This window comes from Pseudomonas sp. D1-36, from assembly GCF_051132205.1.
Lineage (GTDB): Bacteria > Pseudomonadota > Gammaproteobacteria > Pseudomonadales > Pseudomonadaceae > Aquipseudomonas.
On record NZ_CP071674.1, the window covers coordinates 1,499,191 to 1,521,257 of the forward strand.

Sequence of the window (22,067 nt, forward strand, 5' to 3'; positions counted from 1 at the left end):
ACGGTATGTGTCAGAAAATCTTCTTGAAGAACTTCTGCATGTCCGCCCATGACTTCTCATCGGCTTCCTTGTTGTAGCCGATGTCCGGCCCGCCATGCTCGCCATGGCTCAGGCGGTCGGCGTCGGGGTTGCTGAAGCCGTGCTTGGCGCCGTCGAGGCTGACGAACTTATAGTCGGCGCCGGCCTTGTCCATCTCGCTCTTGAACGCGGTCACGTTGTCTTCGGTGACCATGCTGTCCAGCGCGCCGTGCTCCACCAGGATCTTGGCTTTGACACTGCCTGGGGTGGCCGGGGTTTTGGTGACGAGGGCGCCATGGAAACTCACCACGCCAGCCAATGGGACGCCCTGGCGAGCGGCGTCCAGCACCACCTTGCCACCGAAGCAATAGCCGATGGCGGCAAGTTTGTCCGGATCGGTCTGCGGTTGTTTCTTCAGGAGGTCGAGCCCGGCCTGAAAGCGCGCGCTAGCCGCCTTGCCGTCCTTGAGCGCGGCCTGCATGAAGGCCAGGGCGTCCTTGGGGTGCTCGGTATTCTTGCCGTCACCGTACATGTCGATCGCCAGGGCGCTGTAGCCCAGGCTGGCAAGGTCGCGGGCGCGGCGCTTGGCGTAATCATTCAGTCCCCACCATTCATGCACCACCACCACGCCCGGGCGCGGGCCCTTGACCGCGTCGTCGTAGGCGTAATAGCCGATCAGCTTCGTGCCGTCGGCACTGGTGTAGGGAATCTCCTGGGTCTGGATGGCGGCGTGGCTGGCGCTGCTCAAGGCCAGAAGTACAACGGCAAGCAATCTGCGCATGATCGATCTCCTTAAAAAAGTGGGTGCACACAGACTAGCCGATTCATTCAGCCCAGGTTCAGAGAACGTTCAAGGAGGGTTCAGGGAGCAATGGCTATCGTGGCGGCGACTTCACACAACCCTTGCTTCAAAAGGAACTGATCATGACTCATATGAAAAAACTGCTGCTTGCATTCACTGTATTGGGTGCCACTGCCATGGCCCATGCCGATGACAATTTCGCCAGCCTGACCCTCGGCCAGACCAGTGACAAGGTCAAGAAATCCAATGCGCTGGACCGGAACCTGGGCAATCCGAACGCCGATGGCGTCATTGGCAAGGACACCACCTACGGCCTGCGCCTGGGCCGGCAGAACGATCAAGGCCGCTACTACGCTACCTATGACAACGTGTCGGGGAGCCACAACGGCATCAAGTTGCGCCAGGAAAACCTGCTGGGTAGCTACGATGTGTTTTATCCAGTGACCAGCAGCACCAAATTGTTCGGCGGTGGCACGGCGGGGCTGACCAAGTTGACCCAGGACTCCCCGGGCTTCAGCCGCGACACCGACATCGGCTACGCCGTTGGCTTGCAGGGCGGCGTCCTGCAACAAATTTCGCGAAACACCTCGGTGGAACTGGGGTACCGTTACCTGCGCAGCAATGCCAGCACTGAGATGAGCCCGCACGGGGGCGCGAAGGTCGGCTCCCTGGACCTGACCAGCAGCGCCCAGACTTACCTGTCCGCGAACTACACGTTCTAGGCGGCAGGCAATGGAGACGTGCAGCCGGGTCGGCCCAAGACGACCCGGCGCCTTGTTCGATACCTGCTGTCTTGAATCGCCTGGGAGAGGCCCATGAAACTATTGGTTGTCGAAGACGAAGCGCTGTTGCGTCATCACCTGCAAACCCGTCTCACCGACAGCGGCCATGTGGTGCAGGCCGTGGCCAATGCCGAAGAGGCCTTGTATCAGGTCCGCGAGTTCAATCATGACCTGGCGGTGATCGACCTGGGCCTGCCGGGTATCAGCGGCCTGGAACTGATTCGCCGCCTGCGTTCCCAGGACAAGTCCTTCCCGATCCTGATCCTGACCGCCCGCGGCAACTGGCAGGACAAGGTCGAAGGCCTCGCCGCCGGGGCCGACGACTATGTGGTCAAGCCGTTCCAGTTCGAAGAGCTGGAGGCCCGGCTCAACGCCCTGCTGCGCCGCTCCAGCGGTTTCACCCAGTCGACCATCGTCGCCGGGCCATTGCTGCTCGACCTCAACCGCAAGCAGGCGTCCCTCGATGAAGAACCGCTGGCGCTGACGGCCTACGAATACCGCATCCTCGAATACCTGATGCGCCATCACCAGCAGGTCGTCGCCAAGGACCGCTTGATGGAGCAGTTGTACCCGGATGACGACGAGCGCGATCCCAATGTCATCGAAGTGTTGGTCGGCCGCTTGCGCCGCAAACTGGAAGCCCCGGCCGGCTTCAAACCGATCGACACCGTGCGGGGCCTGGGTTACCTGTTCAACGAGCGCTGCCAGTGATTCGTTCCCTGCGGCTGCGCTTGATGCTGGCCGCCATGACCCTGGCGGTGTTGTTCATGCTGGCGTTGCTGCCGGCGATGCAAGGCGCGTTCAGCCTGGCGTTGCAGGAATCCATCGAGCAACGCCTGGCGTCGGATGTGACCACGCTGATTTCCGCCGCCCGGGTGGAAAACAATCGACTGAAGATGCCGGCGCAATTGCCCGACGAACGCTACAACCTCGCCGATGCCCGGCTGTTGGGCTACATCTATGATCGCGACGGACGCCTGGTCTGGCGTTCGAAGGCGACCCAGGAAGAGCGCATCAATTACGTGCCGCGCTACGACGGGCAGGGCAACCAGTTCGCGCGGATCCGCGAGGATAACGGCCAGGAGTTCTTCGTCTATGACGTCGAGGTCAAGTTGTTGGGCGGCCAGAGCGCGGCGTTCAGCATCGTTACCCTGCAGCCGGTGCGCGATTATGAGGTCACCTTGCAAGGACTGCGGGACAATCTTTACCTGGGATTTGGCGCTGCCCTGGCGGTATTGCTGGCGCTGTTGTGGATCGGCCTGACCTGGGGGTTGCGCGCCTTGCGGCGCCTGAGCCAGGAGCTGGATGAAATCGAAGCAGGCACCCGCGAAAGCCTCAGCTCCGCTCACCCCCGCGAACTGTTGCGCCTGACCGGCTCCCTCAACCGCCTGTTGCACAGCGAGCGCGAGCAGCGCAGCCGTTATCGGGACTCCCTCGATGACCTGGCTCACAGCCTGAAGACCCCGCTGGCGGTGTTGCAAGGTGTCAGCGAAGACATGGCCCGGCGCCCCCAGGACCGCGGACAGGCGTGGGTGCTGCAAACCCAGATCGAACGCATGAGCCAGCAGATCGGCTATCAGTTGCAGCGCGCCAGCCTGCGTAAAAGCGGTCTGGTGCGGCACCAGGTGCCCTTGCGTCCAGTGCTGCAAAGCCTGTGCGACACCCTCGACAAGGTCTATTGCGACAAGCGCGTTCGGGTCGATTTCGATCTGCCTGAGCAGGGCCAGGTGCCGATCGAACAGGGCGCCCTCCTGGAGATGCTCGGCAACCTTTTGGAGAACGCTTATCGGCTATGCCTGGGGGAGGTTCGGGTCAGCATGCACCAGACCCTCGGCGGTACGGAGTTGAGCGTCGAGGACGACGGCCCGGGTGTGCCACCGGACCAGCGTGCGCGGATTCTCCAACGGGGCGAGCGATTGGATCGCCAGCATCCGGGGCAGGGAATCGGGTTGGCGGTGGTCAAGGACATCATCGAAAGCTACGGCGCGCGATTGACCCTGGGGGATTCGGAGTTGGGCGGCGCGGCGTTTCGGATTCTTTTTCCGGTGGTTTGAGTGGCGTTTCAGTGTGTCGCGGGCCCCTGTGGCGAGGGGATTTATCCCCGCTGGGCTACGCAGTAGCCCCAAATGGGTGGCGGTGGTGTGTCAGACAGAATGCAGGGGGCCGCTTCGCAGCCCAGCGGGGATAAATCCCCTCGCCACAGGGCAGCACACCACAGAAGTGGGATATCCCCCATCAGTTTTCCAACTCCCGATAAGCCCCCGGCGTCACCCCGGTCCACTTCTTGAACGCCCGATGAAACGCCGACGGCTCGGAGAATCCCAACTGTTCGGCAATCTGCTGCAACGACAGATCCGCCCGGCCCAAATGGTAGATGGCGATATCCCGCCGCAACTGATCCTTGAGCTCCTGAAAGCTGGTGCCTTCTTCGCGAAGGTGCCGGCGCAGCGTCTGGGCGCTGATGTGCAGGTGTGCGGCGACGGTGTCCAGGTCGGGCCAGCGCGCCGTGTCGCGGCTGAGGAGGCGGCGCAGTTGGCTGGTCAGGCTGTGGCCGTCGTCTGGGCGCGACAGCAGGTCGGCGGGGGAGCGTTCGAGAAAATGCTTGAGGGTTCGCTCGTCCTGCAGCAAGGGCATTTCCAGGTAGCGACCATGGAATAACAAGCTGCTGCGTCGGGCCTCGAAGACCAGCGGGCAAGGGAACAGCAGGTCGTATTCTGCGCCGTGGCTGGGCTTGGCGTAGCTGAAGGTGGCCTGTTCCAGGCCGATCCGTTGGCCGATCAGCCAACTGCCGAGGCGATGCCAGATGACCAGCAGGCTTTCCGCCAGGAAGTGATCAGGGTCGCGTAGCGTCGACTCGTCCAGGGTCAACCGTACCCGGTCGCCTTCGCTCTCCAGGATCAGGCTCGGCGCATCGGGAAACAGGCTGTAGAACAACAGGCCGCGTTGCAGGGCTTTGCCCAGGGTCCGACAGTGGATCAACGTGTGACACATCATGGCAAACGTCCCCGGTTTACTCGGGGCGCTGCCGAATCCCAGGTATTCGTCCCCCAACGCCACCCACAGCGCCTGCAACAGGCGGGCGAACTGCTCGGGCGCGATGCGTGCCCGCGGCTCGTCGAGCAACTCCGGGCTGATGCCCAGCTGTTGCAGCAGCGACGAATAGTCAAAGCCTTGCCGGCGCGCGCCACCCAGGGCTGCGCGGGCGAAATGGCTGGCAATTGTGCGTTGGCGCATGAGGCATAGATCCGTCCGTTAGGCGAGCGATGGTAGCAGGGCGTCTGCGCTGGACAAGGCGGATATCCGCCAAATCCAGGAGTGAGAAATGGAGTCTTGGCGGGAATCCGCCATCCTTCGCCACCTGTTTAATCGACGATGAATAAACAAAAACGTTATGGGACGCGGGTTGTAGGGCATTTCTTAAAAATGGCACGGGCCTTGCGATGTCCTGTGCAGGTCTGCCCCGTGCAGCCGACAAAACAAATCCCTCCAGTGCAGGAGGGTTCGCAATTGAGGTGTCGTGGACAACAGGTGGATGTTGTCATACGGGACTCTTGAGGAAGGTTTGCCATGACGACTCGTCAGCCCTTGTACAAATCCCTGTATTTCCAGGTAATCGTAGCCATTGCCATCGGCATTTTGCTCGGCCACTTCTACCCGCAGACCGGCGTTGCCCTCAAGCCGTTCGGTGACGGGTTCATCAAGTTGATCAAGATGGTCATCGCCCCGATCATCTTCTGTACCGTCGTCAGTGGTATCGGCGGCATGCAAAACATGAAGTCGGTCGGCAAGACCGGCGGCTACGCGCTGCTGTATTTCGAAATTGTCTCTACCATTGCCCTGCTGATCGGCCTGGTCGTGGTCAACGTCGTGCAACCGGGCAACGGCATGCACATCGACGTAACGACCCTGGACACCAGCAAGATCGCCGGCTTCATCAATGCCGGTAAAGACCAGAGCATCGTTGCCTTCATTCTCAACGTGATCCCTAACACCATCGTCGGCGCGTTCGCCAACGGTGACATCCTGCAAGTGCTGATGTTCTCGGTGCTCTTCGGTTTCGCCCTGCATCGCCTGGGTTCTTATGGCAAGCCGGTGCTGGACTTCATCGACCGTTTCGCCCACGTGATGTTCATCATCATCAACATGATCATGAAGCTGGCCCCGATCGGTGCGTTCGGCGCCATGGCCTTCACCATCGGCGCCTACGGTGTCGGTTCGCTGGTGCAACTGGGCCAGCTGATGATCTGCTTCTACATCACCTGCGTGGTCTTCGTGCTGGTGGTGCTGGGCGCCATCTGCCGCGCCCACGGCTTCAGCGTGGTCAAGCTGATCCGCTACATCCGTGAAGAACTGCTGATCGTGCTGGGTACCTCCTCCTCGGAATCGGCCCTGCCGCGCATGCTGATCAAGATGGAGCGCCTGGGTGCCAAGAAATCCGTGGTGGGTCTGGTGATCCCGACTGGCTACTCGTTCAACCTCGACGGTACTTCGATCTACCTGACCATGGCCGCGGTGTTCATCGCCCAGGCCACCGACACTCCAATGGACATCACGCATCAGATCACCCTGTTGCTGGTCCTGCTGCTGTCGTCCAAAGGCGCTGCCGGCGTGACCGGTAGTGGTTTCATCGTGCTGGCGGCAACCCTGTCGGCCGTGGGCCATCTGCCTGTGGCGGGCCTGGCGCTGATCCTGGGTATCGACCGCTTCATGTCCGAAGCCCGTGCCCTGACCAACCTGGTGGGCAACGCCGTTGCCACGATCGTGGTCGCCAAGTGGGTCAAGGAGCTGGACGAAGACCAGTTGCAGACCGAACTGGCCTCCGGTGGTCGCGGTATCTCCGACGTGCGTGAAGACGACGACGCGGTTGCAACGGCCGAAACCGCGCTGCCAACCAAGTAAGCTTCAGCCCGTAACAAGAAACCCGCTTCGGCGGGTTTTTTGTTGGGCCGTGCTTTCCGGGTGAAGTGCTTTTTGTGGCGAGGGAGCTTGCTCCCGCTGGGTTGCGGAGCGACCCCAGGATGTACCTGCCACTGAGGGGCTTCGTGTAATACGCAAGGGGCTGCTGCGCAGCCCAGCGGGAGCAAGCTCCCTCGCCACGACGGCCCTCTGGATTGAGCGGATTTGTCAGCCTAAACGACACGCTTGGTAATTGCCTCAACGCAAGCCCCTGCCTAGTCTTGGATGCACATCCGAAGCGGAGATTTTCCATGCAAGGCCCACTGGCATCGCTCAAGGTACTGGATTTCTCGACCCTGCTGCCGGGGCCGTTCGCCTCGCTGTTGCTGGCAGACATGGGCGCCGAGGTGCTGCGGATCGAGTCGCCGGACCGTCCGGATCTGTTGCGGATTCTGCCGCCCCATGATCAGGACGTCTCGGCCAGCCATGCCTACCTCAACCGCAACAAGCGCAGCCTGGCACTGGACCTCAAGCAACCGGCGGCGCTGGAAATCATCAAGCGACTGTTGGACGACCATGACATCCTGCTCGAGCAGTTCCGTCCCGGCGTGATGGAGCGATTGGGGTTGGGGTATGAAGCCCTGAAGGCGATCAATCCGCGGCTGATCTATGTGTCGATTACCGGCTACGGCCAGACCGGCCCCTATCAGGCGCGTGCCGGTCATGACATCAACTACCTGGCATTGGCGGGTCTGGCGAGCCACACCGGGCGTGTCGGCAGCGGGCCGTTGCCGATGGGGATGCAAGTGGCCGACATCGCCGGCGGCTCTTTGCACGGGGTGATCGGGCTGTTGGCCGCGGTGATTGCACGTCAGCAGACCGGGCAGGGGCAACACTTGGACGTGAGCATGACCGATTGCGTCTTCAGCCTGAACGCACTGGCTGGCGCCGGTTACCTGGCCTGCGATGTGACGCCTGGGTGGGAGAATCATGTGCTCAACGGCGGCAGCTTCTATGACTATTACCGTACACGCGACGGGCGATGGATGTCGGTGGGCAGCCTGGAGCCGGTCTTCATGCAGGCCCTTTGCGAGACGCTGGGGCGGCCGGAACTGGCGGTCCAGGGGCTATCGCCCAAGCTTGAACAGCAACAGGCCCTCAAACTGGCACTGCAAGCCGAGTTCGAGAAACACGACTTCGACGAGCTGTGCCGCTTGTTCGCGAGGGTCGACGCCTGCGTCGAGCCGGTGCTGAGCCTGGAGGAGGCCGTGGGGCATGCGCAATTGCAGGCTCGGGAATTGGTCAAGCAGGTGCCCCGAGGGGATGGTTCGACTCAGGCGCAGATGGCCTGTCCGTTGAAGTTTTCCGAAGGACTGCCCGAGCCTCGGCATATCGGCGCGAGGCTGGGAGCGCACACGGACCAGGTGTTGGGTGAGTTGGGGTTCAGTGAGGAGCGGATTGCCCGGCTGCGTGATGACAGGGTCGTTGTGTAGCGTCCTTTCTGCCTCATCGCGAGCAGGCTCGCTCCCACTTGTGGACGCCGAAAATCCAGCGTGGGAGCGAGCCTGCTCGCGAAAGCGTCAGCCTGGACACTACAAAAAACAGCTACTCGACCCGCGTCTCCCCACTGAACACCAAAGTATTGCGGCAGCTACGGCACAAGTACCGCCGCCCCTGGCGCACCAGGCGGTGGCGTTGCGCCGTGAATGGGAAGTCGCTGCCGTCGCAAGGGCATTTGTAGATGTACCGGGTTGCGGTACGGCGTTTGATCTCGTAGGTGTGGCAACGGTTGGGTGGCAGTTCGTAGACCCCACGCATGATCAGTTGCCATTCCTCTCCATGGGCCTGGATACGGTCGCCAAACAGTTGGTGGGCGATCAGGTGCGCGACCTCATGGGCCACCGTCTGCTTGAGGAAATCCTCGGCGTTCTCCTGGTACAGCTGTGGATTGAAGCGCAGCAGATTTTCATGAAGGTGCGCGACACCGGCCTTTTGGCCGCGCAACTTGAGGCTGACCACCGGACGTTTGAAAGGACGTTTGAAAAAGGATTCAGCTTGTTGATAACACTCTTCGACGCGGGTATTGAGTTGCTCGAGCATGCTTTACGGGTCTCCAGAAAGCCGAGTATGCCGCAAGCGTTGGCCGTTGCGAATCGTTGAGGCGCCCAGCGGTCGTCCCAGGCAGAACCACGCACAGAGGAAGGCCGCCTTGCGGCGGCCTGTGGTGGCAGATCGATTTTGGTTGGAGAGCCTTAATCCTTCAATAATCCTTCAATTGGTATAGACCGGGCCCACGCCCAGCCCCCAGACAATCACCGTGAACGCCATGATCGCCACCAGCACCACCAAACCCACGGCCAGCACCGAACTGGAAAACAGGAAACCTTCGTCCTGAGGGATGTTCATGAAGGTCGGCAGCCCTACGTACAACAGGTAGACCGTGTAGCAGATCGCCGCGGTCCCGACGATCATCCCCAGCCACATGTGGGGATAGAGCGCCGCCAGGCCGCCGATGAACAGCGGTGTCGCGGTGTACGTGGCGAACGCGACGCAGCGAGCCAGGCTCGGGTTGGCGTCATAGGTGCGAGCCATCCAGTGGATGAACGCTCCCATCACCGCCACGCCGCCCAACATGGCCAGGTAAGACATGATGGTCATCCACAGGGCGCTTTCCTGGGTGAGCATGACCGGTGGACGATTGCCGATGACCCATCCTACCTGCGTGGTACCGATGAACGCCGATACCGCCGGGATGGCCGCCAGGATCAGCGTGTGGGTGAGGTACATGTGGCTGATGCTTTCCTCCTGATCGCCACGGATTTCCTTCCATTCTTGATCAGGGTGGGTAAAGAGCCCCACGACATGATGGATCATAGTCAGTCACTCCTTTGTTATTGCCATCGCCCCCCAACGGAGCGCCTACGGGCCAATTGGCCAGGTAAGTAAAGGTCTGTAAGTGTGTGCGACCTTATGCCGCAGTATAAGAAGGAGTGGCCCTCAAGGGGATGGGGCGCTTAGAGCAAATCGCGCTGTAGCCGGGAACGCTAATCGCCGTTAGGTCTGTGCGCAGGGTTGCGCAACCCGACGGGGATAAATCCCCTCGCCATAAAGGCACCTGTCGTCAGCCTTCGCCGACAGCCAGTTTTTTGCGTAAAATGCCGGCCTTTCGTCACACCTCACGGATTTCGCGTCATGGGCACTCTTACGGTCAACCAGAACAAACTGCAAAAGCGCCTGCGCCGCCTGGCCGGTGAGGCGGTCGCCGACTACAACATGATCGAGGACGGCGACAAGGTCATGGTCTGCCTGTCCGGCGGCAAGGACAGCTACACCTTGCTCGACGTGCTGATGCATTTACAGAAGGTTGCACCGATCAAGTTCGACATCGTCGCGGTCAACATGGACCAGAAGCAGCCTGGGTTCCCGGAACATGTGCTGCCGGCCTACCTCGAGTCGCTGGGCGTCGAGTACCACATCGTCGAGAAAGACACCTATTCGGTGGTCAAGGAACTGATTCCCGAAGGCAAGACCACTTGTTCGCTGTGCTCACGCTTGCGCCGCGGAACGCTCTACACCTTCGCCGACGAGATTGGCGCGACCAAAATGGCCCTGGGTCACCACCGCGACGACATCGTCGAGACCTTTTTCCTCAACATGTTCTACAACGGCTCGCTCAAGGCCATGCCACCCAAGCTGCGGGCCGACGATGGGCGCAACGTGGTGATTCGCCCGTTGGCGTATTGCAACGAGAAGGACATCCAGGCCTATTCGGATTTCAAGCAATTCCCGATCATCCCGTGCAACCTGTGCGGCTCCCAGGAAAACCTGCAGCGCCAGGTGGTCAAGGAAATGCTCCAGGAATGGGAGCGCAAGACTCCGGGCCGTACCGAGAGCATTTTCCGCGGCTTGCAGAACGTCATCCCGTCGCAACTGGCGGACCGCAACCTGTTCGACTTCACCAACCTGCGCATCGACGAAAACGCCACGCCGCGGTTCGTCAATGTGGTGAACCTGTAAGGTTGCCAACCGGTTTTATCCACGGCGCTTGCGAGCGCCGTTTCTTTTTCAATACCAGGAGAGGGCATGCGCGATTACAAGTGGCTGCACGAGTATTGTCTGAACCGCTTCGGTTCGGCGGCTGAACTGGAAGCCCACCTGCCTGTACCCAAGACCCCGGCGCAACTGCGCAAGATCAGCGACGACCGCTACCTCTCGACCATGGCCCTGCGGGTGTTTCGCGCCGGGCTCAAGCACAGCCTGGTGGACGCCAAGTGGCCGGCGTTTGAAGAGGTGTTCTTCAAATTTGATCCGGAGAAAGTCGTGCTGATGGGCGCCGAGCACCTGGAGCGGCTGATGCAGGACGCGCGGATCATTCGCCACCTGGGCAAGCTCAAGAGCGTACCGCGCAACGCGCAGTTGATCCTGGACGTGGCCCACGAAAAGGGCAGCTTTGGGGCGCTGGTCGCCGACTGGCCTGTGACTGACATCGTGGGCCTGTGGACTTATCTGAAGAAACACGGCCATCAACTGGGCGGCCTGTCGGCACCGCGTTTCCTGCGGATGATGGGCAAGGACACATTCGTGCCCAGTTATGACGTGGTAGCGGCGCTCAATGCCCAAGACATCATCGACAAAGCCCCCACGAGCCTTCGGGATCTTGCGACGGTGCAGGCAGCTTTCAATCAGTGGCACGAGGAGAGTGGCGGGCGGCCGATGTCACAGATTTCGATGATGCTGGCTTATACCGTGAATCATTGAGACCGGGTTGCGGCCATCGTCGGAACGCCGCCCGGAGCAAGCTCGCTTTCACAGGGGATTTTCGGCGTTTACAAGTCCACTGTGGGAGCGAGCCCTTCTCGCGAAGGCGGCGTATCAGGCGACGGCGATATCGCCTTCGCCAGCCAACCGCCGCTTCAACTGAAACCGCCAGCGTACGTACAGCAACGCCGAGCAGAACACCGCCACGCTCGCTGCCATTTCCAGCAAGCCGAACACATGCCGGTTCGGATCGTAGGCGGCCAGGGCGCCCTTGATGAAATACAGATTGACCACGAAACACATCCAGGAATGCCCGCGGGCGCTGCCGCTGAGCATGCCCGGCGCGAGGATCAGCAGGGGCACCAATTCGATCAGCAAGATCACCCACGGGCGCGCGCCGTGCAGGTCGGCGATGAGCAAGTAATACGCGCTGAGCAACCCCACCAAGCCGAAAAAGCACAGCAGGCTGACGGCGCGGGCGATGCGTACGCGTGGCTCCAGCCATTGGATGGGCGGCAGGATTTTCGGCTTCTTAGCCACGGCCGTTCTCCAGCAACAGGGCGGTTTTCGCCAGGCGCAATCCCAAGGCGCGGCACAAGGCAACTTCGTGTTCGTTCAAGCCGCTTTTGCCATCGGCGCCAGCATGGTGGCTCGGCCCGTAGGGCGTACCGCCGCCCTGGGTATCGATCAAGGCTGACTCGCTGTAAGGCAGGCCGGTGATCAGCATGCCGTGATGCAGCAGTGGCAGCATCATCGATAACAAGGTGGTTTCCTGGCCGCCATGCAGGCTCGCGGTGGAGGTAAACACGCCGGCGGGCTTGCCGACGAGGGCTCCGGTGAGCCAAAGGTTGCTGGTGCCGTCGAGGAAGTATTTCAGCGGCGCGGCCATGTTGCCGAAACGGGTCGGGCTGCCGAGGGCCAGGCCGGCGCAATTTTTCAAGTCATCGAGCGTGGCGTACAGCGGGCCTTGTTCCGGAATGTCCGGCGACACCGCCTCGCACTCGGCGGAGATCGCCGGCACCGTACGCAACCTCGCTTCCAGGCCGGCCTGCTCGACGCCCCGGGCAATCTGCCGGGCCATTTCGTTGGTGGAGCCGCTGCGGCTGTAATACAACACCAGGATGTACGGCGTGCTCACGGCAGGATCTCCAGAATCTTTTCCGGCGGACGGCCGATCACGGCTCTGTCGCCGGCTTCGAGGATCGGCCGTTCCATGAGCTTTGGATGGGCGACGATGGCAGCGATCAGATCGTCCTCGCCCAGGTTCTCGTTGGCCAGGTCCAGCGCCTTGTACTCGTCCTCGCCGGTGCGCAGCAATTGCCGCGCGCTGATGCCAAGCTTGCCCAGCAAGGCCTTGAGCTGCTCGGCGTCGAGCGGGGTTTCCAGATAACGAATGACAGTGGGCGTCAGGCCGCGGGCCTCCAACAGTTCCAGCGCACCGCGGGATTTGGAGCAGCGCGGGTTGTGATAAAGCGTCAGATCAGTCATGAGCAGGTCGCATCTTGCGTAAGGTGGCGGCTATTCTACTGTGCAGCGCGGCGCCTAGCACGTGATGGGCGGCCAGCGTTCACATTTCAGACAAGGATTGGCACATGACAAGGCGATTGGCGGCGGCACTGGCTTTTTTCGGCATTCTATTGCTCGCCGGCTGTGGAAACGATTATGGGGTGGACCAGAACGGCCAGCCGATCGCTTCGAAGCGGTTGGACAAACAATGGGTGGTGCTCAATTACTGGGCCGAATGGTGCGCACCCTGCCGCACTGAAATTCCGGAATTCAACGCGCTCGCCGAGCAGCTCAAGGGTCGAAACGTGGGCGTGTTCGGTGTCAACTTCGATCAGGTACAGGGTGAAGAGCTCAGGAGCGCCAGCGAAAAAATGGGGATTCGCTTCAGCGTATTGGCCCAGGACCCGGCCGAATTCTTCGATATCCCTCGCAGCGAAGGATTGCCGGTGACCTACATCATCGATAACCAGGGCAAGGTGCGTGAGCAATTGCTTGGGGAGCAGACGGCGGCGGCGGTGATGGCGAAGCTGGAGGCGTTGCAGGCGCTGAAATAGCGGGTTCAGTGGCGAGGGAGCAATTTCCTCGCCAGTGCCTGGTCAGGCAAGGCTTCAGCCTTCCTCCAACCACCAGCGCAGCGGCTTGCCCTGGGCGGGCCAGAAACGCATCTGTTCGATAGGGGAAACATCCCAGCGTTCGACTTTCTGTAGCGCCTGCAAGAATCGCGTCTCCTGCTCCATCACTGCCGGGGGGCAGAGTTTGCGGGTGCTGCCGATCTTGCCGAAACTCAGCCGGTCGCCTTCCAGGGTGTAGGGCGCAAACCAATGGTTGCAGCCGGCATTGCCATAGGCCCGGCCATCATCGCCGAGGGTGATGGTCAGGTGGCTGTAGTCCATCAATGGCCGCTCACCGATCCATTCAAGAATATAGCTGCGGTTTTGCTGCAGCTGCACCGGATCGGCGGCGCAACCCATCAGGCCAGCGCCGACCAGCGTGGCCAGGAACAGGCGTTTCATCAAGCGGCTTCCTGGCATTGGGGGCACAGATGCCTCTCGCCGACCGTCTGCCAGCCCAGCTCGGCAATGCGCGCGGTGGCGGCCGGTTTCTGGGCCTTGGTGCCGAGCTTGGCATCGACGGCGAATTCGAAGCTCAGTTCCTTGGTGCAGCGGTCGCAATTGACCTGCCAGGTGTGGATCGCCAGTTCGCCGAATACCGGGCCGGTAGTCATGGCGGTCCACTGGCCCATTGGCTTGAGCAGATGGCGAACGGTGTCCACGGTCAGGCGCATGGACAGGTCCTTGCTGCCCTTGAGGGTCACGAGCAATACGTCGTTGGCCTGGATCGAACCGCCATTGCCAGTGACCTGGTAACGGCCTGGGGCCAGGGCGCGGACCTCGGTCAAGGTGTGCTGCGGGTTCATCAGGGTGTAGCGAAAATCGTGTTCGGCCATGGGTCCTCCAAATAGGCGCGACATGCTAGCACGGGGCATGGCTGGGGCATGGACTCGATGAAAGGTTGGCCGACGAAACTCCATTCACTGTGGGAGCCAGCTTGCTCGCGATAGCGGTGTGTCAGTCACTTCAAAGCTGGCTGATCCATTGCTATCGCGAGCAAGCTCGCTTCAAAGAAAGGCGAGTCAGCTATCTATCAGGTTCTGCGGCGCGCCGGCGGCCCAGGCTGCGATGTTATCCAGTGTGGTCGTGGCGATGGCGGCCAACGCTTCGTGGGTCAGGCACTGATGCGAGCCTCGCTGGCCAGGCGATTGATGGCCAGCTCCAGGTCTTCCAGGGCCGCCGCGGCCTTCGGATCCTTCTGCTTGAGCAGGGTTTCGCTGCGCTGGCAGGCCGCGCGCAGTTGCGGTACGCCGCAGTAGCGCGTGGCACCGTGCAGGCGGTGGACCCGCTCGATCAGGGCGTTGTGATCGTTGGCTTCGCTGGCCTGGCGAATCGCCTCCCGGTCGGCTTCGAGGGATGCCAGCAGCATCGCCAGCATATCCGCCGCCAAGTCGGCCTTGCCGGCGGCCAGGCGCAGGCCTTCTTCATGATCGAGCACCAGCAGCTCACCGCTGCGATGGGCGTCCGCGCCCCGGTCCGGCACCTGGTTGCGCAAGGCCAGGCCGGTCCATTTGAGCACGACCTGGGCCAGCTGCCGCTCGCTGATGGGCTTGGTCAGGTAGTCATCCATACCGCTTTGCAGCAGGGCGCGTTTTTCGTTGGCCATGGCGTGGGCAGTGAGGGCAACGATCGGCAGCGGTGTGCAATGCCGCTCACTTTCCCATTGGCGGATCGCCTCGGTGCTCTGGCGACCGTCCATGCCGGGCATCTGCACATCCATCAGGACCAGGTCGAAGGTTTCCTGTTGCACCGCCTCGACCGCGGCGTACCCGCTTTCCACCGCCAGCACCCGGGCGCCCAGGTCCTCGAGCAGGGTTTGCACCAACAGCAGGTTCGCCGGGTTGTCGTCCACGCACAGCACCTTTGGCGCTCGGCTGGCCACCGGTTCATTGGGTTCGTTGCGCGTTGGGCGCGGGTTGACCAGGTCGGAAAGCGACCGCCGCAACTTGCGCGTGCAGGCCGGCTTGGCCTGCAATTGGCTGTGGGGGTTCGGGACGGAGAGGTGGTACAGCGTTTGTTCGGTGGTAGGGCACAGCACGAGGACTTTGCAGCCCAGGTGTTCCAAGTCCCAGATGTGCTGGTTCAAGCGCTCGGGTGGCATGTCGTTGCTGGTGATGCCGAGCACCGCCAGGTCGATGGCCTGTTCGGTCTGGTGAGCAACCGTGACCCCGTTGGTCAGGTTCTCCAGCGTGTTGAACGGCGTGACCTGCAAGCCACAGTCTTCGAGCTGGTGCTGCAAAGCCTGGCGCGCCAACTCGTGATTTTCCAGGACGGCCACCCGCCGGCCCAGCAACGGCGGGCCGGGGAGATCCTCGGCGTCGTCGCGGGTCTTGGGCAGGCGCAGGCTGATCCAGAACTCCGAGCCTTCGCCTGGCGTGCTGTCCACGCCGATCTCGCCGCCCATCTGTTCCACCAGCCGCTTGGAAATCACCAGGCCCAGCCCGGTGCCGCCGGGTTGCCGGGACAAGGAGTTGTCGGCCTGGCTGAACGCCTGGAACAACGCGCGAACGTCCTGGCTGGACAGGCCGATACCGGTGTCCTGGATGCTGATGCGCAGCTGCACGCTGTCTTCGTGCTCGTCTTCGAGCATCGCGCGGGCGACGATGGTGCCTTCCCGGGTGAACTTGATGGCGTTGCTCACCAGGTTGGTGAGGATCTGCTTGAGACGCAGCGGGTCGCCCACCAGCGACAGCGGCGTGTCCCGGTAGACCAGGCTCACCAATTCCAATTGCTTGGCATGGGCGGCGGGGGCGAGGATGGTCAGGGTGTCCTGCAACAGGTCCCGCAAGTTGAACGGGATGCTGTCGAGCACCAGCTTGCCGGCCTCGATCTTCGAGAAGTCGAGGATTTCGTTGATGATGCCCAGCAGGCTGTCGGCGGATTTTTCGATGGTGCCCAGGTAGTCGAGCTGGCGCGGGGTCAGTTCGCTTTTTTGCAATAGATGGGTGAAACCCAGGATGCCGTTGAGCGGCGTGCGGATCTCATGGCTCATGTTCGCCAGGAACTCGGATTTGATCCGGCTCGCTTCCAGGGCTTCCTTGCGGGCCAGGTCCAGCTCGATGTTCTGGATCTCGATGGTTTCCAGGTTCTGGCGCACGTCTTCGGTGGCCTGGTCGATGCTGTGTTGCAATTCCTCCTGGGCGTTCTGCAAGGTCCCGGCCATGCGATTGATGCCCGACGCCAATTCATCCAGCTCTTGACTGCCCAGCGGTGGCAGGCGGGTTTCCAGGTGCCCATCCTTGAGCTGCGCCACGGCCTGCTTGATCTGGCTCAGCGGACGGTTGATGGTGCGGCCCATGCGCAAGGCCAATAGCCCGGTGCATCCCAGCCCGGCGGCGATCAGGAGCAGGCTGGCGAACAGGCTGCGGTAACCGCGCAGCAACATGCCGCTGTGGGACAACTCCAGCTCGACCCAGCCCAGCAGGCGGTCGGCCTCTTCGGGGATCAGTTCGCCGGCCAGGTTGCGGTGCTTGCCGAACACCGGCAGCAGGTAGCGGGTGGCGTCGTTGCCGGTGCGTTGCAGCAGTTGACTGCTGTTGCCTTCCGGTGCCCGGTTGAGCATGGTCGGGCCGGCGTGGGCCAGCGGAGCGCGGTCGGGGGCCAGGAAGGTCACGGCCCGGACATCGGCTTGCTCGAGGGACTGGGTGGCGATGCGCTCCAGCAGTTCGGTGTCTTGGCGGCTAAGGGCGGGGGCGACCAGCGGCGCCAGCTGTTCGGCGATCATTTCGCCCCTTTGCAGCAGTTGGGCGTGCAGGTCCGATTGCTGCATCCAGGTGAAATAGCCGCCCAGAACCAGCGCCATCAGGCTGGTTGGCAACAGGGTCAGCAACAGCACGCGGCCTTTGATTCCCAGTTTCTTGAGCACACCTTGTCTCCTGCATCCAGCGGTCTGATTGAGCTTTGCGCGCATCCGGCACGCAACACCTGCGCAGTGTAGCGATTTGCAGGCGAGCCTTCTCCGTAAAATTCATGTCGCCGTGCATCCGCGTCGCTGCCAGGATTGAGCGGGGCGATACGCGGCGGTTGCCTGTAGGGAAGCGATCTTGAATAATTGCTCAACTGAGAATTATTTGCAGAAACTGATGAGCCCCCACGCCACCGTGCCGCCCCGTATCCTTTCCATAGAAGACGACCCCGTACTGGGTGCTTATGTTCATGAGCATCTGGGCCGCAGCGGGTTCGACGTCACTTGGTGCCAGAACGGCCAGGAAGGCCTGGAAATCGCCTGCCGGCAGGCTTTTGACGTCGTGTTGATGGACATCCTGCTGCCCGGCCTGGACGGTCTCGCGGTGTTGACGCATTTGCGCAAGCGCCAGGCGACGCCGGTGTTGCTGATGTCCGCGCTGGGCGCCGAAGCGGATCGCATCAGTGGCTTTCGCCTTGGTGCTGACGACTACTTGCCCAAGCCCTTCAGCATGGTGGAGCTACGGGTGCGCATCGAGGCCATCCTGCGGCGAGTCGCGCTGGACCGACGTCCGGCCCAGGTGGCGATCCTGCGCCAGAGCCAGGATCTGGGTTTCGACGAAGAGCGCAGCGATGTGCAGGTCCAGGGACAATGGGCGGGGTTGACGCGCAGCGAATATCGCTTGCTGGACGTGCTGCACCGCAGCGGCGAAGAAGTGTTGAGCAAGGCCTTCCTGTACCAGCACGTGTTACAGCGCGGTTACGCCCCCCACGATCGCAGCCTGGACATGCATGTCAGCCAGATACGCCGCAAGCTCAAGGCCATCGGCTATACCCAGCGCGAATTGCGCACGGTGTGGGGCAAAGGCTATGTCTTGAGTGTTGTCGATGAAATGGTCTGACCTGCCCGGCAGGCACTCGCTGTTCTGGAAGCTGGCATGCCTGCTGGTAGCGTTCTGCTTGCTGATGATCTGGCTGAGCTGGTCCTGGGGGCGCTACATGGAAGTGCGCAATCAGTTCCTTTCGGACGAAGCCCGCGGCACCCTCACGCGTTACGCCGCCGAAGCTGAGCAGGCGTGGCTGACCGATGGAAGCGCGGGCGTCGATCAATGGGTCTACGCTATGCAATATCGTGAAGCGAGCTGGGTAGGGGTGATTGGCGGTGACTTGCAGTCACTGAGCGAACACCCGCTCACGGACAGGGAAATCGAGCGCCTCACCTTTCTGCGCGGCCTCGATTGGCCCATCCACAAAAAGGGACGGCCGTGGTTGCGGGTGCCTTTCCCAGAGAATCCGTCCATCGGCAGCTTGGTGATCGAACTGCCCGAGCGTTTCCTGCCGGGACGTTATCGAGTGTTCTGGCGCGTGATCACCAACGGTGTCATTCCTGGGCTGTTTACCCTGCTGCTGTGTGTCGGGCTGTATCGCTTGCTGGTGGTGCCGCTCAATCAGCTGCGCGAACAGGCCAATGCCTGGCGCGCCGATCAGTTGAACGTGCGCCTGCCTGCCCGTACCACCGATCGCGCCGACGAACTGGGCGAACTGGGCCGCGCTTTCGATCAAATGTCCGAACGCCTGCAATCCACCGTCGCCCTGCAACAGCAACTGCTGCGAGACCTGTCCCATGAATTGCGCACGCCCTTGAGTCGCTTGCAGGTGGCGGGCGACAGTGAGCAGGACCTGATTCGCCTGCGCGAGCGCGTCGCCCGGGAAGTCGACTGCATGCAGGGGCTGGTCGAAGACACCTTGCAACTGGCCTGGCTCGATACCGACCGGGCGCCGTTGCCCGCCGAGGCGATCCAGGTCCAGGCGCTGTGGGAAATGCTCACCGAAAACGCCTGCTACGAAACCGGCTGGCCGGCGAGCCAGTTGCAATGCGCCGTCGACGCCAGCTGCTGGGTGCAAGGCAACCTCAATACTTTGGCTCAGGCCTTGGAAAACATCCTGCGTAACGCTATTCGCCATTCACCGCCCGGCGGCATTGTGCGCCTGGATGGTCGGCGTGAGGATGGGTTCTGGTTGCTGTGGCTGGAAGATGAAGGCGGCGGCGTGGCCGAGCAGGATCTCAACCGCATCTTTGATCCGTTCATCCGCCTGGATGGCTCCCGGCCAGGGAACGGCGGGTTTGGATTGGGGTTGAGTATCGCTCGCAACGCGGTGGAGCGCCAAGGCGGGCGGGTGTGGGCGCACAATGGCGTGAAAGGGTTGCGCTTGAATCTGCGGCTGCTGGCCGTTGAGCCGCACACCGCCGACGTGGCGAGGGAGCTTGTTCCCGCTGGGGCGCGAAGTGGCCCCTTAAAAACGGCCTGAAATACCGCGAAGTCCCGATTGGGGCGGCTTTGCCACTCAGCGGGAGCAAGCTCCCTCGCCACGGGACTGCACCGATTCCTAAAGGCTTATTCCCATAAGCCATAACCCCCTCACTTTGCGTGATATGGCCTCGCCCGGTTTGCCGGTATGATAGGCGCCCCCGCAGCCCGGATTGCGAATACGCCATGACTTTGCAGTACCCAACCATCGCCGATTGCGTCGGCAACACTCCGCTGGTTCGCCTGCAGCGCCTGCCTGGCGCGACCAGCAATACGCTTTTGCTCAAGCTCGAAGGGAATAACCCGGCGGGTTCGGTCAAGGACCGACCGGCGCTGTCGATGATCACCCGCGGCGAATTGCGGGGCCAGATCCAGCCCGGCGATACGCTGATCGAGGCGACGTCCGGCAATACCGGCATCGCCCTGGCGATGGCGGCGGCGATCAAGGGCTACAAGATGATCCTGATCATGCCCGACAATTCCAGCGCCGAGCGTAAGGCCGCGATGACAGCCTATGGCGCCGAATTGATCCTGGTAACCCAGGAAGAAGGCATGGAGGGCGCCCGGGACTTGGCCGAACGCATGCAGGCCGAGGGGCGTGGCAAAGTGTTGGATCAGTTCGCCAACGGCGACAATCCAGAAGCCCACTACACCACCACCGGCCCTGAGATCTGGCGCCAGACCGACGGCACGATCACCCATTTCGTCAGCTCGATGGGCACCACCGGCACCATCATGGGCACGTCGCGCTATTTGAAAGAACAGAACCCGAACGTACAGATCGTTGGCCTGCAACCAATGGAAGGCTCGGCCATCCCCGGCATCCGCCGCTGGCCCGAAGAGTATCTGCCGAAGATCTACCAGGCCGACCGCGTGGACCGCATCATCGACATGGCCCAGAGCGAAGCCGAGGACGTGACCCGGCGCCTGGCGCGAGAAGAAGGCATCTTCTGCGGCGTGTCTTCGGGCGGTGCCGTGGCGGGCATGCTGCGCCTGTCCCGGGAAGTCGAGAATGCGGTGATCGTCGCGATCATCTGCGACCGTGGCGACCGTTACCTGTCGACCGGCATTTTCGACGCGCCCAACTGATGGCCAAGCAAGAAAGAGGCTTGCGCTTCCAGCCCAGCGGCGGAAGCCGGGCCCCGCAAGTGCCCACCGGTAAAAAGCAGCGCTTGACCATCGAACGCCTGGCCAACGATGGCCGGGGCATTGCGTTTGTCGACGGGCGCACCTGGTTTGTCATCGGCGCCCTGGCCGGTGAAGAAGTCGAGGCGCGGGTGCTCGGTGCCCACGGCAAGGTGGTCGAGGCCCGCACTGAACGGGTGTTTTCGCCCAGCGAGCTGCGTCGTGCCGCGCCGTGTGTCCATGCCGGTCGCTGCGGTGGATGCAGCGTGCAGCATCTGCCCCACAACGAACAACTCGCCCTTAAACAGCGCATGCTCGCCGAGCAGCTGTCACGGGTGGCGGGCGTTGAGCCGCAAGAATGGGCCGAGCCCTTGAGCGGGCCGGAGTTTGGCTACCGGCGTCGAGCCCGCGTGGCAGTGCGTTGGGATCAGAAAGCGAAGAAGCTCGAAGTGGGTTTGCGTGCCGTCGGCAGCCAGGACATTGTCGCCATCGACCAATGTCCGGTGCTGGTACAGCCCTTGCAACCGATCATGAGCCGCTTGCCCCAGATGCTTCGTCGCCTGGGCAAGCCCCAGGCGCTGGGCCATGTGGAATTGTTCGCCGGCTCGTCCCTCGCGCTGCTGTTGCGGCATATGGCGCCACTGTCGGAAGCCGACCTGACGATTCTCAAGGATTTTTGTGCGTTCCACGAAGCACAACTGTGGCTGCATGGCGAAGGCGAGCCGCAACCGGTCGATCCGGGACGCTCCCTGGGCTATCGCCTGGAAACCTGGGACCTGGACCTGGCTTACCGGCCAGGGGACTTCATCCAGGTAAACGCCGCCGTCAACGAAGCGATGGTCGCCCAGGCCTTGCAATGGCTAGCGCCTCGCTCCGAAGAGCGGGTGCTGGACCTGTTCTGCGGCCTGGGCAACTTTGCCTTGCCACTGGCCAAAAGCGTGCGCGAGGTGGTGGCGGTGGAAGGCGTGCAAACCATGGTCGACCGTGCCGCGGCCAACGCCGTCAGCAACAATTTGCATAACACTGCTTTTTTTCAGGCCGATTTATCCCAGCCGTTGGCGGGTGCCGAATGGATCGGCGAAGGCTTTTCTGCGGTACTCTTGGACCCACCCCGTGACGGTGCTTTCGAGGTGGTGCGCAAGCTGGCATCCCTGGGTGCCAGACGGTTGGTTTATGTATCGTGCAACCCGGCAACTTTGGCGCGGGACACGGTCGAATTGATCAAGCAGGGCTACCGGTTAAAACGTGCCGGGATTCTCGATATGTTTCCTCAGACGGCGCATGTCGAGGCCATGGCGTTATTTGAAGCGAGCCAGGATGGCTTGTCCGACTGACCCGTTCGTGCACTCCGCCACGG

Annotated in this window: 22 protein-coding genes and 1 pseudogene; 12 read left to right on the forward strand and 11 right to left on the reverse strand. The window is 62.0% G+C overall.

The window, feature by feature from the left end:
* Positions 1 to 10 precede the first annotated feature (10 nt).
* Positions 11 to 799, reverse strand: coding sequence for a dienelactone hydrolase family protein (locus J3P76_RS06730; protein WP_434607323.1), 789 nt, complete (start codon positions 797 to 799; stop codon positions 11 to 13).
* 143 nt (positions 800 to 942) lie between these two features.
* Here J3P76_RS06730 and J3P76_RS06735 point away from each other — a divergent pair, with 143 nt between their 5' ends.
* The 3 genes from J3P76_RS06735 (at position 943) to J3P76_RS06745 (ending at position 3,656) form a co-directional block, all read left to right on the forward strand.
* Positions 943 to 1,542, forward strand: coding sequence for a hypothetical protein (locus tag J3P76_RS06735; protein ID WP_420767474.1), 600 nt, complete (start codon positions 943 to 945; stop codon positions 1,540 to 1,542).
* 93 nt (positions 1,543 to 1,635) lie between these two features.
* Complete coding sequence (locus J3P76_RS06740) at positions 1,636 to 2,313, forward strand: response regulator (protein WP_434560215.1); 678 nt, start codon at positions 1,636 to 1,638, stop codon at positions 2,311 to 2,313.
* Positions 2,310 to 3,656, forward strand: a complete 1,347-nt coding sequence (locus J3P76_RS06745; protein ID WP_434607320.1) for an ATP-binding protein — start codon at positions 2,310 to 2,312, stop codon at positions 3,654 to 3,656. The genes J3P76_RS06740 and J3P76_RS06745 overlap by 4 nt, the downstream gene beginning before the upstream one ends.
* A 181-nt stretch (positions 3,657 to 3,837) precedes the next feature.
* Here the strand turns inward: J3P76_RS06745 and J3P76_RS06750 are convergent, their stop codons facing one another.
* Positions 3,838 to 4,836 (reverse strand): AraC family transcriptional regulator, encoded by a 999-nt coding sequence (locus tag J3P76_RS06750; protein ID WP_420767471.1) that lies wholly within the window; start codon positions 4,834 to 4,836, stop codon positions 3,838 to 3,840.
* Positions 4,837 to 5,169: 333 nt separating this feature from the next.
* On the opposite strand from J3P76_RS06750, the gene J3P76_RS06755 reads away from it, so the two are divergent.
* The gene (locus tag J3P76_RS06755; RefSeq protein ID WP_420767470.1) at positions 5,170 to 6,501 is read left to right on the forward strand and encodes a dicarboxylate/amino acid:cation symporter; all 1,332 of its coding nucleotides are present in this window, start codon (positions 5,170 to 5,172) and stop codon (positions 6,499 to 6,501) included.
* A 308-nt stretch (positions 6,502 to 6,809) separates the two neighbouring features.
* Positions 6,810 to 7,991 carry a CaiB/BaiF CoA transferase family protein gene (locus J3P76_RS06760; protein WP_434701685.1) on the forward strand — a complete coding sequence of 394 codons (1,182 nt, stop codon included), beginning with the start codon at positions 6,810 to 6,812 and terminating at the stop codon, positions 7,989 to 7,991.
* Between the two features lie 112 nt (positions 7,992 to 8,103).
* Here the strand turns inward: J3P76_RS06760 and J3P76_RS06765 are convergent, their stop codons facing one another.
* A complete protein-coding gene (locus J3P76_RS06765; protein ID WP_030142420.1) occupies positions 8,104 to 8,598 on the reverse strand; it encodes a SprT family zinc-dependent metalloprotease in 495 nt (164 codons plus the stop codon).
* Between the two features lie 171 nt (positions 8,599 to 8,769).
* A complete protein-coding gene (locus J3P76_RS06770) occupies positions 8,770 to 9,372 on the reverse strand; it encodes a Yip1 family protein (protein ID WP_039591896.1) in 603 nt (200 codons plus the stop codon).
* Positions 9,373 to 9,690: 318 nt separating this feature from the next.
* On the opposite strand from J3P76_RS06770, the gene ttcA reads away from it, so the two are divergent.
* Positions 9,691 to 10,515 carry a tRNA 2-thiocytidine(32) synthetase TtcA gene (ttcA, locus tag J3P76_RS06775; protein ID WP_030142418.1) on the forward strand — a complete coding sequence of 275 codons (825 nt, stop codon included), beginning with the start codon at positions 9,691 to 9,693 and terminating at the stop codon, positions 10,513 to 10,515.
* 66 nt (positions 10,516 to 10,581) lie between these two features.
* Complete coding sequence (locus tag J3P76_RS06780) at positions 10,582 to 11,256, forward strand: DNA-3-methyladenine glycosylase I (RefSeq protein WP_420767466.1); 675 nt, start codon at positions 10,582 to 10,584, stop codon at positions 11,254 to 11,256.
* Positions 11,257 to 11,370: 114 nt separating this feature from the next.
* Here the strand turns inward: J3P76_RS06780 and J3P76_RS06785 are convergent, their stop codons facing one another.
* The 3 genes from J3P76_RS06785 to arsC are packed head-to-tail and all read right to left on the reverse strand — an operon-like array spanning position 11,371 to position 12,744.
* Positions 11,371 to 11,796 (reverse strand): DUF2069 domain-containing protein, encoded by a 426-nt coding sequence (locus J3P76_RS06785; protein ID WP_434607309.1) that lies wholly within the window; start codon positions 11,794 to 11,796, stop codon positions 11,371 to 11,373.
* Positions 11,789 to 12,394 carry an NAD(P)H:quinone oxidoreductase gene (gene wrbA, locus J3P76_RS06790; protein ID WP_420767464.1) on the reverse strand — a complete coding sequence of 202 codons (606 nt, stop codon included), beginning with the start codon at positions 12,392 to 12,394 and terminating at the stop codon, positions 11,789 to 11,791. Before wrbA ends, J3P76_RS06785 begins: the two co-directional genes overlap by 8 nt.
* Positions 12,391 to 12,744 (reverse strand): arsenate reductase (glutaredoxin), encoded by a 354-nt coding sequence (arsC, locus tag J3P76_RS06795; protein ID WP_434607305.1) that lies wholly within the window; start codon positions 12,742 to 12,744, stop codon positions 12,391 to 12,393. The genes wrbA and arsC overlap by 4 nt, the downstream gene beginning before the upstream one ends.
* Positions 12,745 to 12,848: 104 nt before the next feature.
* On the opposite strand from arsC, the gene J3P76_RS06800 reads away from it, so the two are divergent.
* Positions 12,849 to 13,316: a TlpA family protein disulfide reductase gene (locus J3P76_RS06800; RefSeq protein WP_434560205.1), complete on the forward strand. Its 468-nt coding sequence runs from the start codon at positions 12,849 to 12,851 to the stop codon at positions 13,314 to 13,316.
* A 54-nt stretch (positions 13,317 to 13,370) separates the two neighbouring features.
* Here J3P76_RS06800 and J3P76_RS06805 read toward each other — a convergent pair whose 3' ends face one another.
* From J3P76_RS06805 to J3P76_RS06820, 4 genes and pseudogenes are all read right to left on the reverse strand, one after another.
* Entirely contained in the window at positions 13,371 to 13,775 is a 405-nt protein-coding gene (locus tag J3P76_RS06805; protein WP_420767461.1) for an META domain-containing protein, read from the reverse strand.
* Positions 13,775 to 14,209, reverse strand: coding sequence for a hypothetical protein (locus tag J3P76_RS06810; protein WP_434607300.1), 435 nt, complete (start codon positions 14,207 to 14,209; stop codon positions 13,775 to 13,777). Before J3P76_RS06810 ends, J3P76_RS06805 begins: the two co-directional genes overlap by 1 nt.
* Positions 14,210 to 14,395: 186 nt before the next feature.
* Positions 14,396 to 14,503, reverse strand: a pseudogene (locus J3P76_RS06815) (2-hydroxyacid dehydrogenase); the annotation flags it as partial.
* The gene (locus J3P76_RS06820; protein ID WP_434560203.1) at positions 14,488 to 17,238 is read right to left on the reverse strand and encodes a response regulator; all 2,751 of its coding nucleotides are present in this window, start codon (positions 17,236 to 17,238) and stop codon (positions 14,488 to 14,490) included. The pseudogene J3P76_RS06815 and the gene J3P76_RS06820, both read right to left, overlap by 16 nt.
* A gap of 217 nt (positions 17,239 to 17,455) precedes the next feature.
* Here J3P76_RS06820 and J3P76_RS06825 point away from each other — a divergent pair, with 217 nt between their 5' ends.
* The 4 genes from J3P76_RS06825 (at position 17,456) to rlmD (ending at position 22,044) form a co-directional block, all read left to right on the forward strand.
* Positions 17,456 to 18,178 carry a response regulator transcription factor gene (locus J3P76_RS06825; protein WP_434611645.1) on the forward strand — a complete coding sequence of 241 codons (723 nt, stop codon included), beginning with the start codon at positions 17,456 to 17,458 and terminating at the stop codon, positions 18,176 to 18,178.
* Positions 18,165 to 19,586: a histidine kinase sensor domain-containing protein gene (locus J3P76_RS06830; RefSeq protein ID WP_434607297.1), complete on the forward strand. Its 1,422-nt coding sequence runs from the start codon at positions 18,165 to 18,167 to the stop codon at positions 19,584 to 19,586. Before J3P76_RS06825 ends, J3P76_RS06830 begins: the two co-directional genes overlap by 14 nt.
* Before the next feature lie 185 nt (positions 19,587 to 19,771).
* The gene (cysM, locus tag J3P76_RS06835; protein ID WP_420767457.1) at positions 19,772 to 20,674 is read left to right on the forward strand and encodes a cysteine synthase CysM; all 903 of its coding nucleotides are present in this window, start codon (positions 19,772 to 19,774) and stop codon (positions 20,672 to 20,674) included.
* Entirely contained in the window at positions 20,674 to 22,044 is a 1,371-nt protein-coding gene (gene rlmD, locus J3P76_RS06840) for a 23S rRNA (uracil(1939)-C(5))-methyltransferase RlmD (RefSeq protein WP_434607295.1), read from the forward strand. Before cysM ends, rlmD begins: the two co-directional genes overlap by 1 nt.
* Positions 22,045 to 22,067: the final 23 nt, after the last annotated feature.

What these genes read in the sequence shown, in the direction of transcription:
- J3P76_RS06730 (WP_434607323.1), bottom strand. Translation starts at nt 799, where the DNA reads ATGCGCAGATTGCTTGCCGTTGTACTTCTGGCCTTGAGCAGCGCCAGC.
- J3P76_RS06735 (WP_420767474.1), top strand. Translation starts at nt 943, where the DNA reads ATGACTCATATGAAAAAACTGCTGCTTGCATTCACTGTATTGGGTGCC.
- J3P76_RS06740 (WP_434560215.1), top strand. Translation starts at nt 1,636, where the DNA reads ATGAAACTATTGGTTGTCGAAGACGAAGCGCTGTTGCGTCATCACCTG.
- J3P76_RS06750 (WP_420767471.1), bottom strand. Translation starts at nt 4,836, where the DNA reads ATGCGCCAACGCACAATTGCCAGCCATTTCGCCCGCGCAGCCCTGGGT.
- J3P76_RS06755 (WP_420767470.1), top strand. Translation starts at nt 5,170, where the DNA reads ATGACGACTCGTCAGCCCTTGTACAAATCCCTGTATTTCCAGGTAATC.
- J3P76_RS06760 (WP_434701685.1), top strand. Translation starts at nt 6,810, where the DNA reads ATGCAAGGCCCACTGGCATCGCTCAAGGTACTGGATTTCTCGACCCTG.
- J3P76_RS06765 (WP_030142420.1), bottom strand. Translation starts at nt 8,598, where the DNA reads ATGCTCGAGCAACTCAATACCCGCGTCGAAGAGTGTTATCAACAAGCT.
- J3P76_RS06770 (WP_039591896.1), bottom strand. Translation starts at nt 9,372, where the DNA reads ATGATCCATCATGTCGTGGGGCTCTTTACCCACCCTGATCAAGAATGG.
- ttcA (WP_030142418.1), top strand. Translation starts at nt 9,691, where the DNA reads ATGGGCACTCTTACGGTCAACCAGAACAAACTGCAAAAGCGCCTGCGC.
- J3P76_RS06780 (WP_420767466.1), top strand. Translation starts at nt 10,582, where the DNA reads ATGCGCGATTACAAGTGGCTGCACGAGTATTGTCTGAACCGCTTCGGT.
- arsC (WP_434607305.1), bottom strand. Translation starts at nt 12,744, where the DNA reads ATGACTGATCTGACGCTTTATCACAACCCGCGCTGCTCCAAATCCCGC.
- J3P76_RS06800 (WP_434560205.1), top strand. Translation starts at nt 12,849, where the DNA reads ATGACAAGGCGATTGGCGGCGGCACTGGCTTTTTTCGGCATTCTATTG.
- J3P76_RS06805 (WP_420767461.1), bottom strand. Translation starts at nt 13,775, where the DNA reads ATGAAACGCCTGTTCCTGGCCACGCTGGTCGGCGCTGGCCTGATGGGT.
- J3P76_RS06810 (WP_434607300.1), bottom strand. Translation starts at nt 14,209, where the DNA reads ATGGCCGAACACGATTTTCGCTACACCCTGATGAACCCGCAGCACACC.
- J3P76_RS06825 (WP_434611645.1), top strand. Translation starts at nt 17,456, where the DNA reads ATGAGCCCCCACGCCACCGTGCCGCCCCGTATCCTTTCCATAGAAGAC.
- J3P76_RS06830 (WP_434607297.1), top strand. Translation starts at nt 18,165, where the DNA reads ATGAAATGGTCTGACCTGCCCGGCAGGCACTCGCTGTTCTGGAAGCTG.
- cysM (WP_420767457.1), top strand. Translation starts at nt 19,772, where the DNA reads ATGACTTTGCAGTACCCAACCATCGCCGATTGCGTCGGCAACACTCCG.
- rlmD (WP_434607295.1), top strand. Translation starts at nt 20,674, where the DNA reads ATGGCCAAGCAAGAAAGAGGCTTGCGCTTCCAGCCCAGCGGCGGAAGC.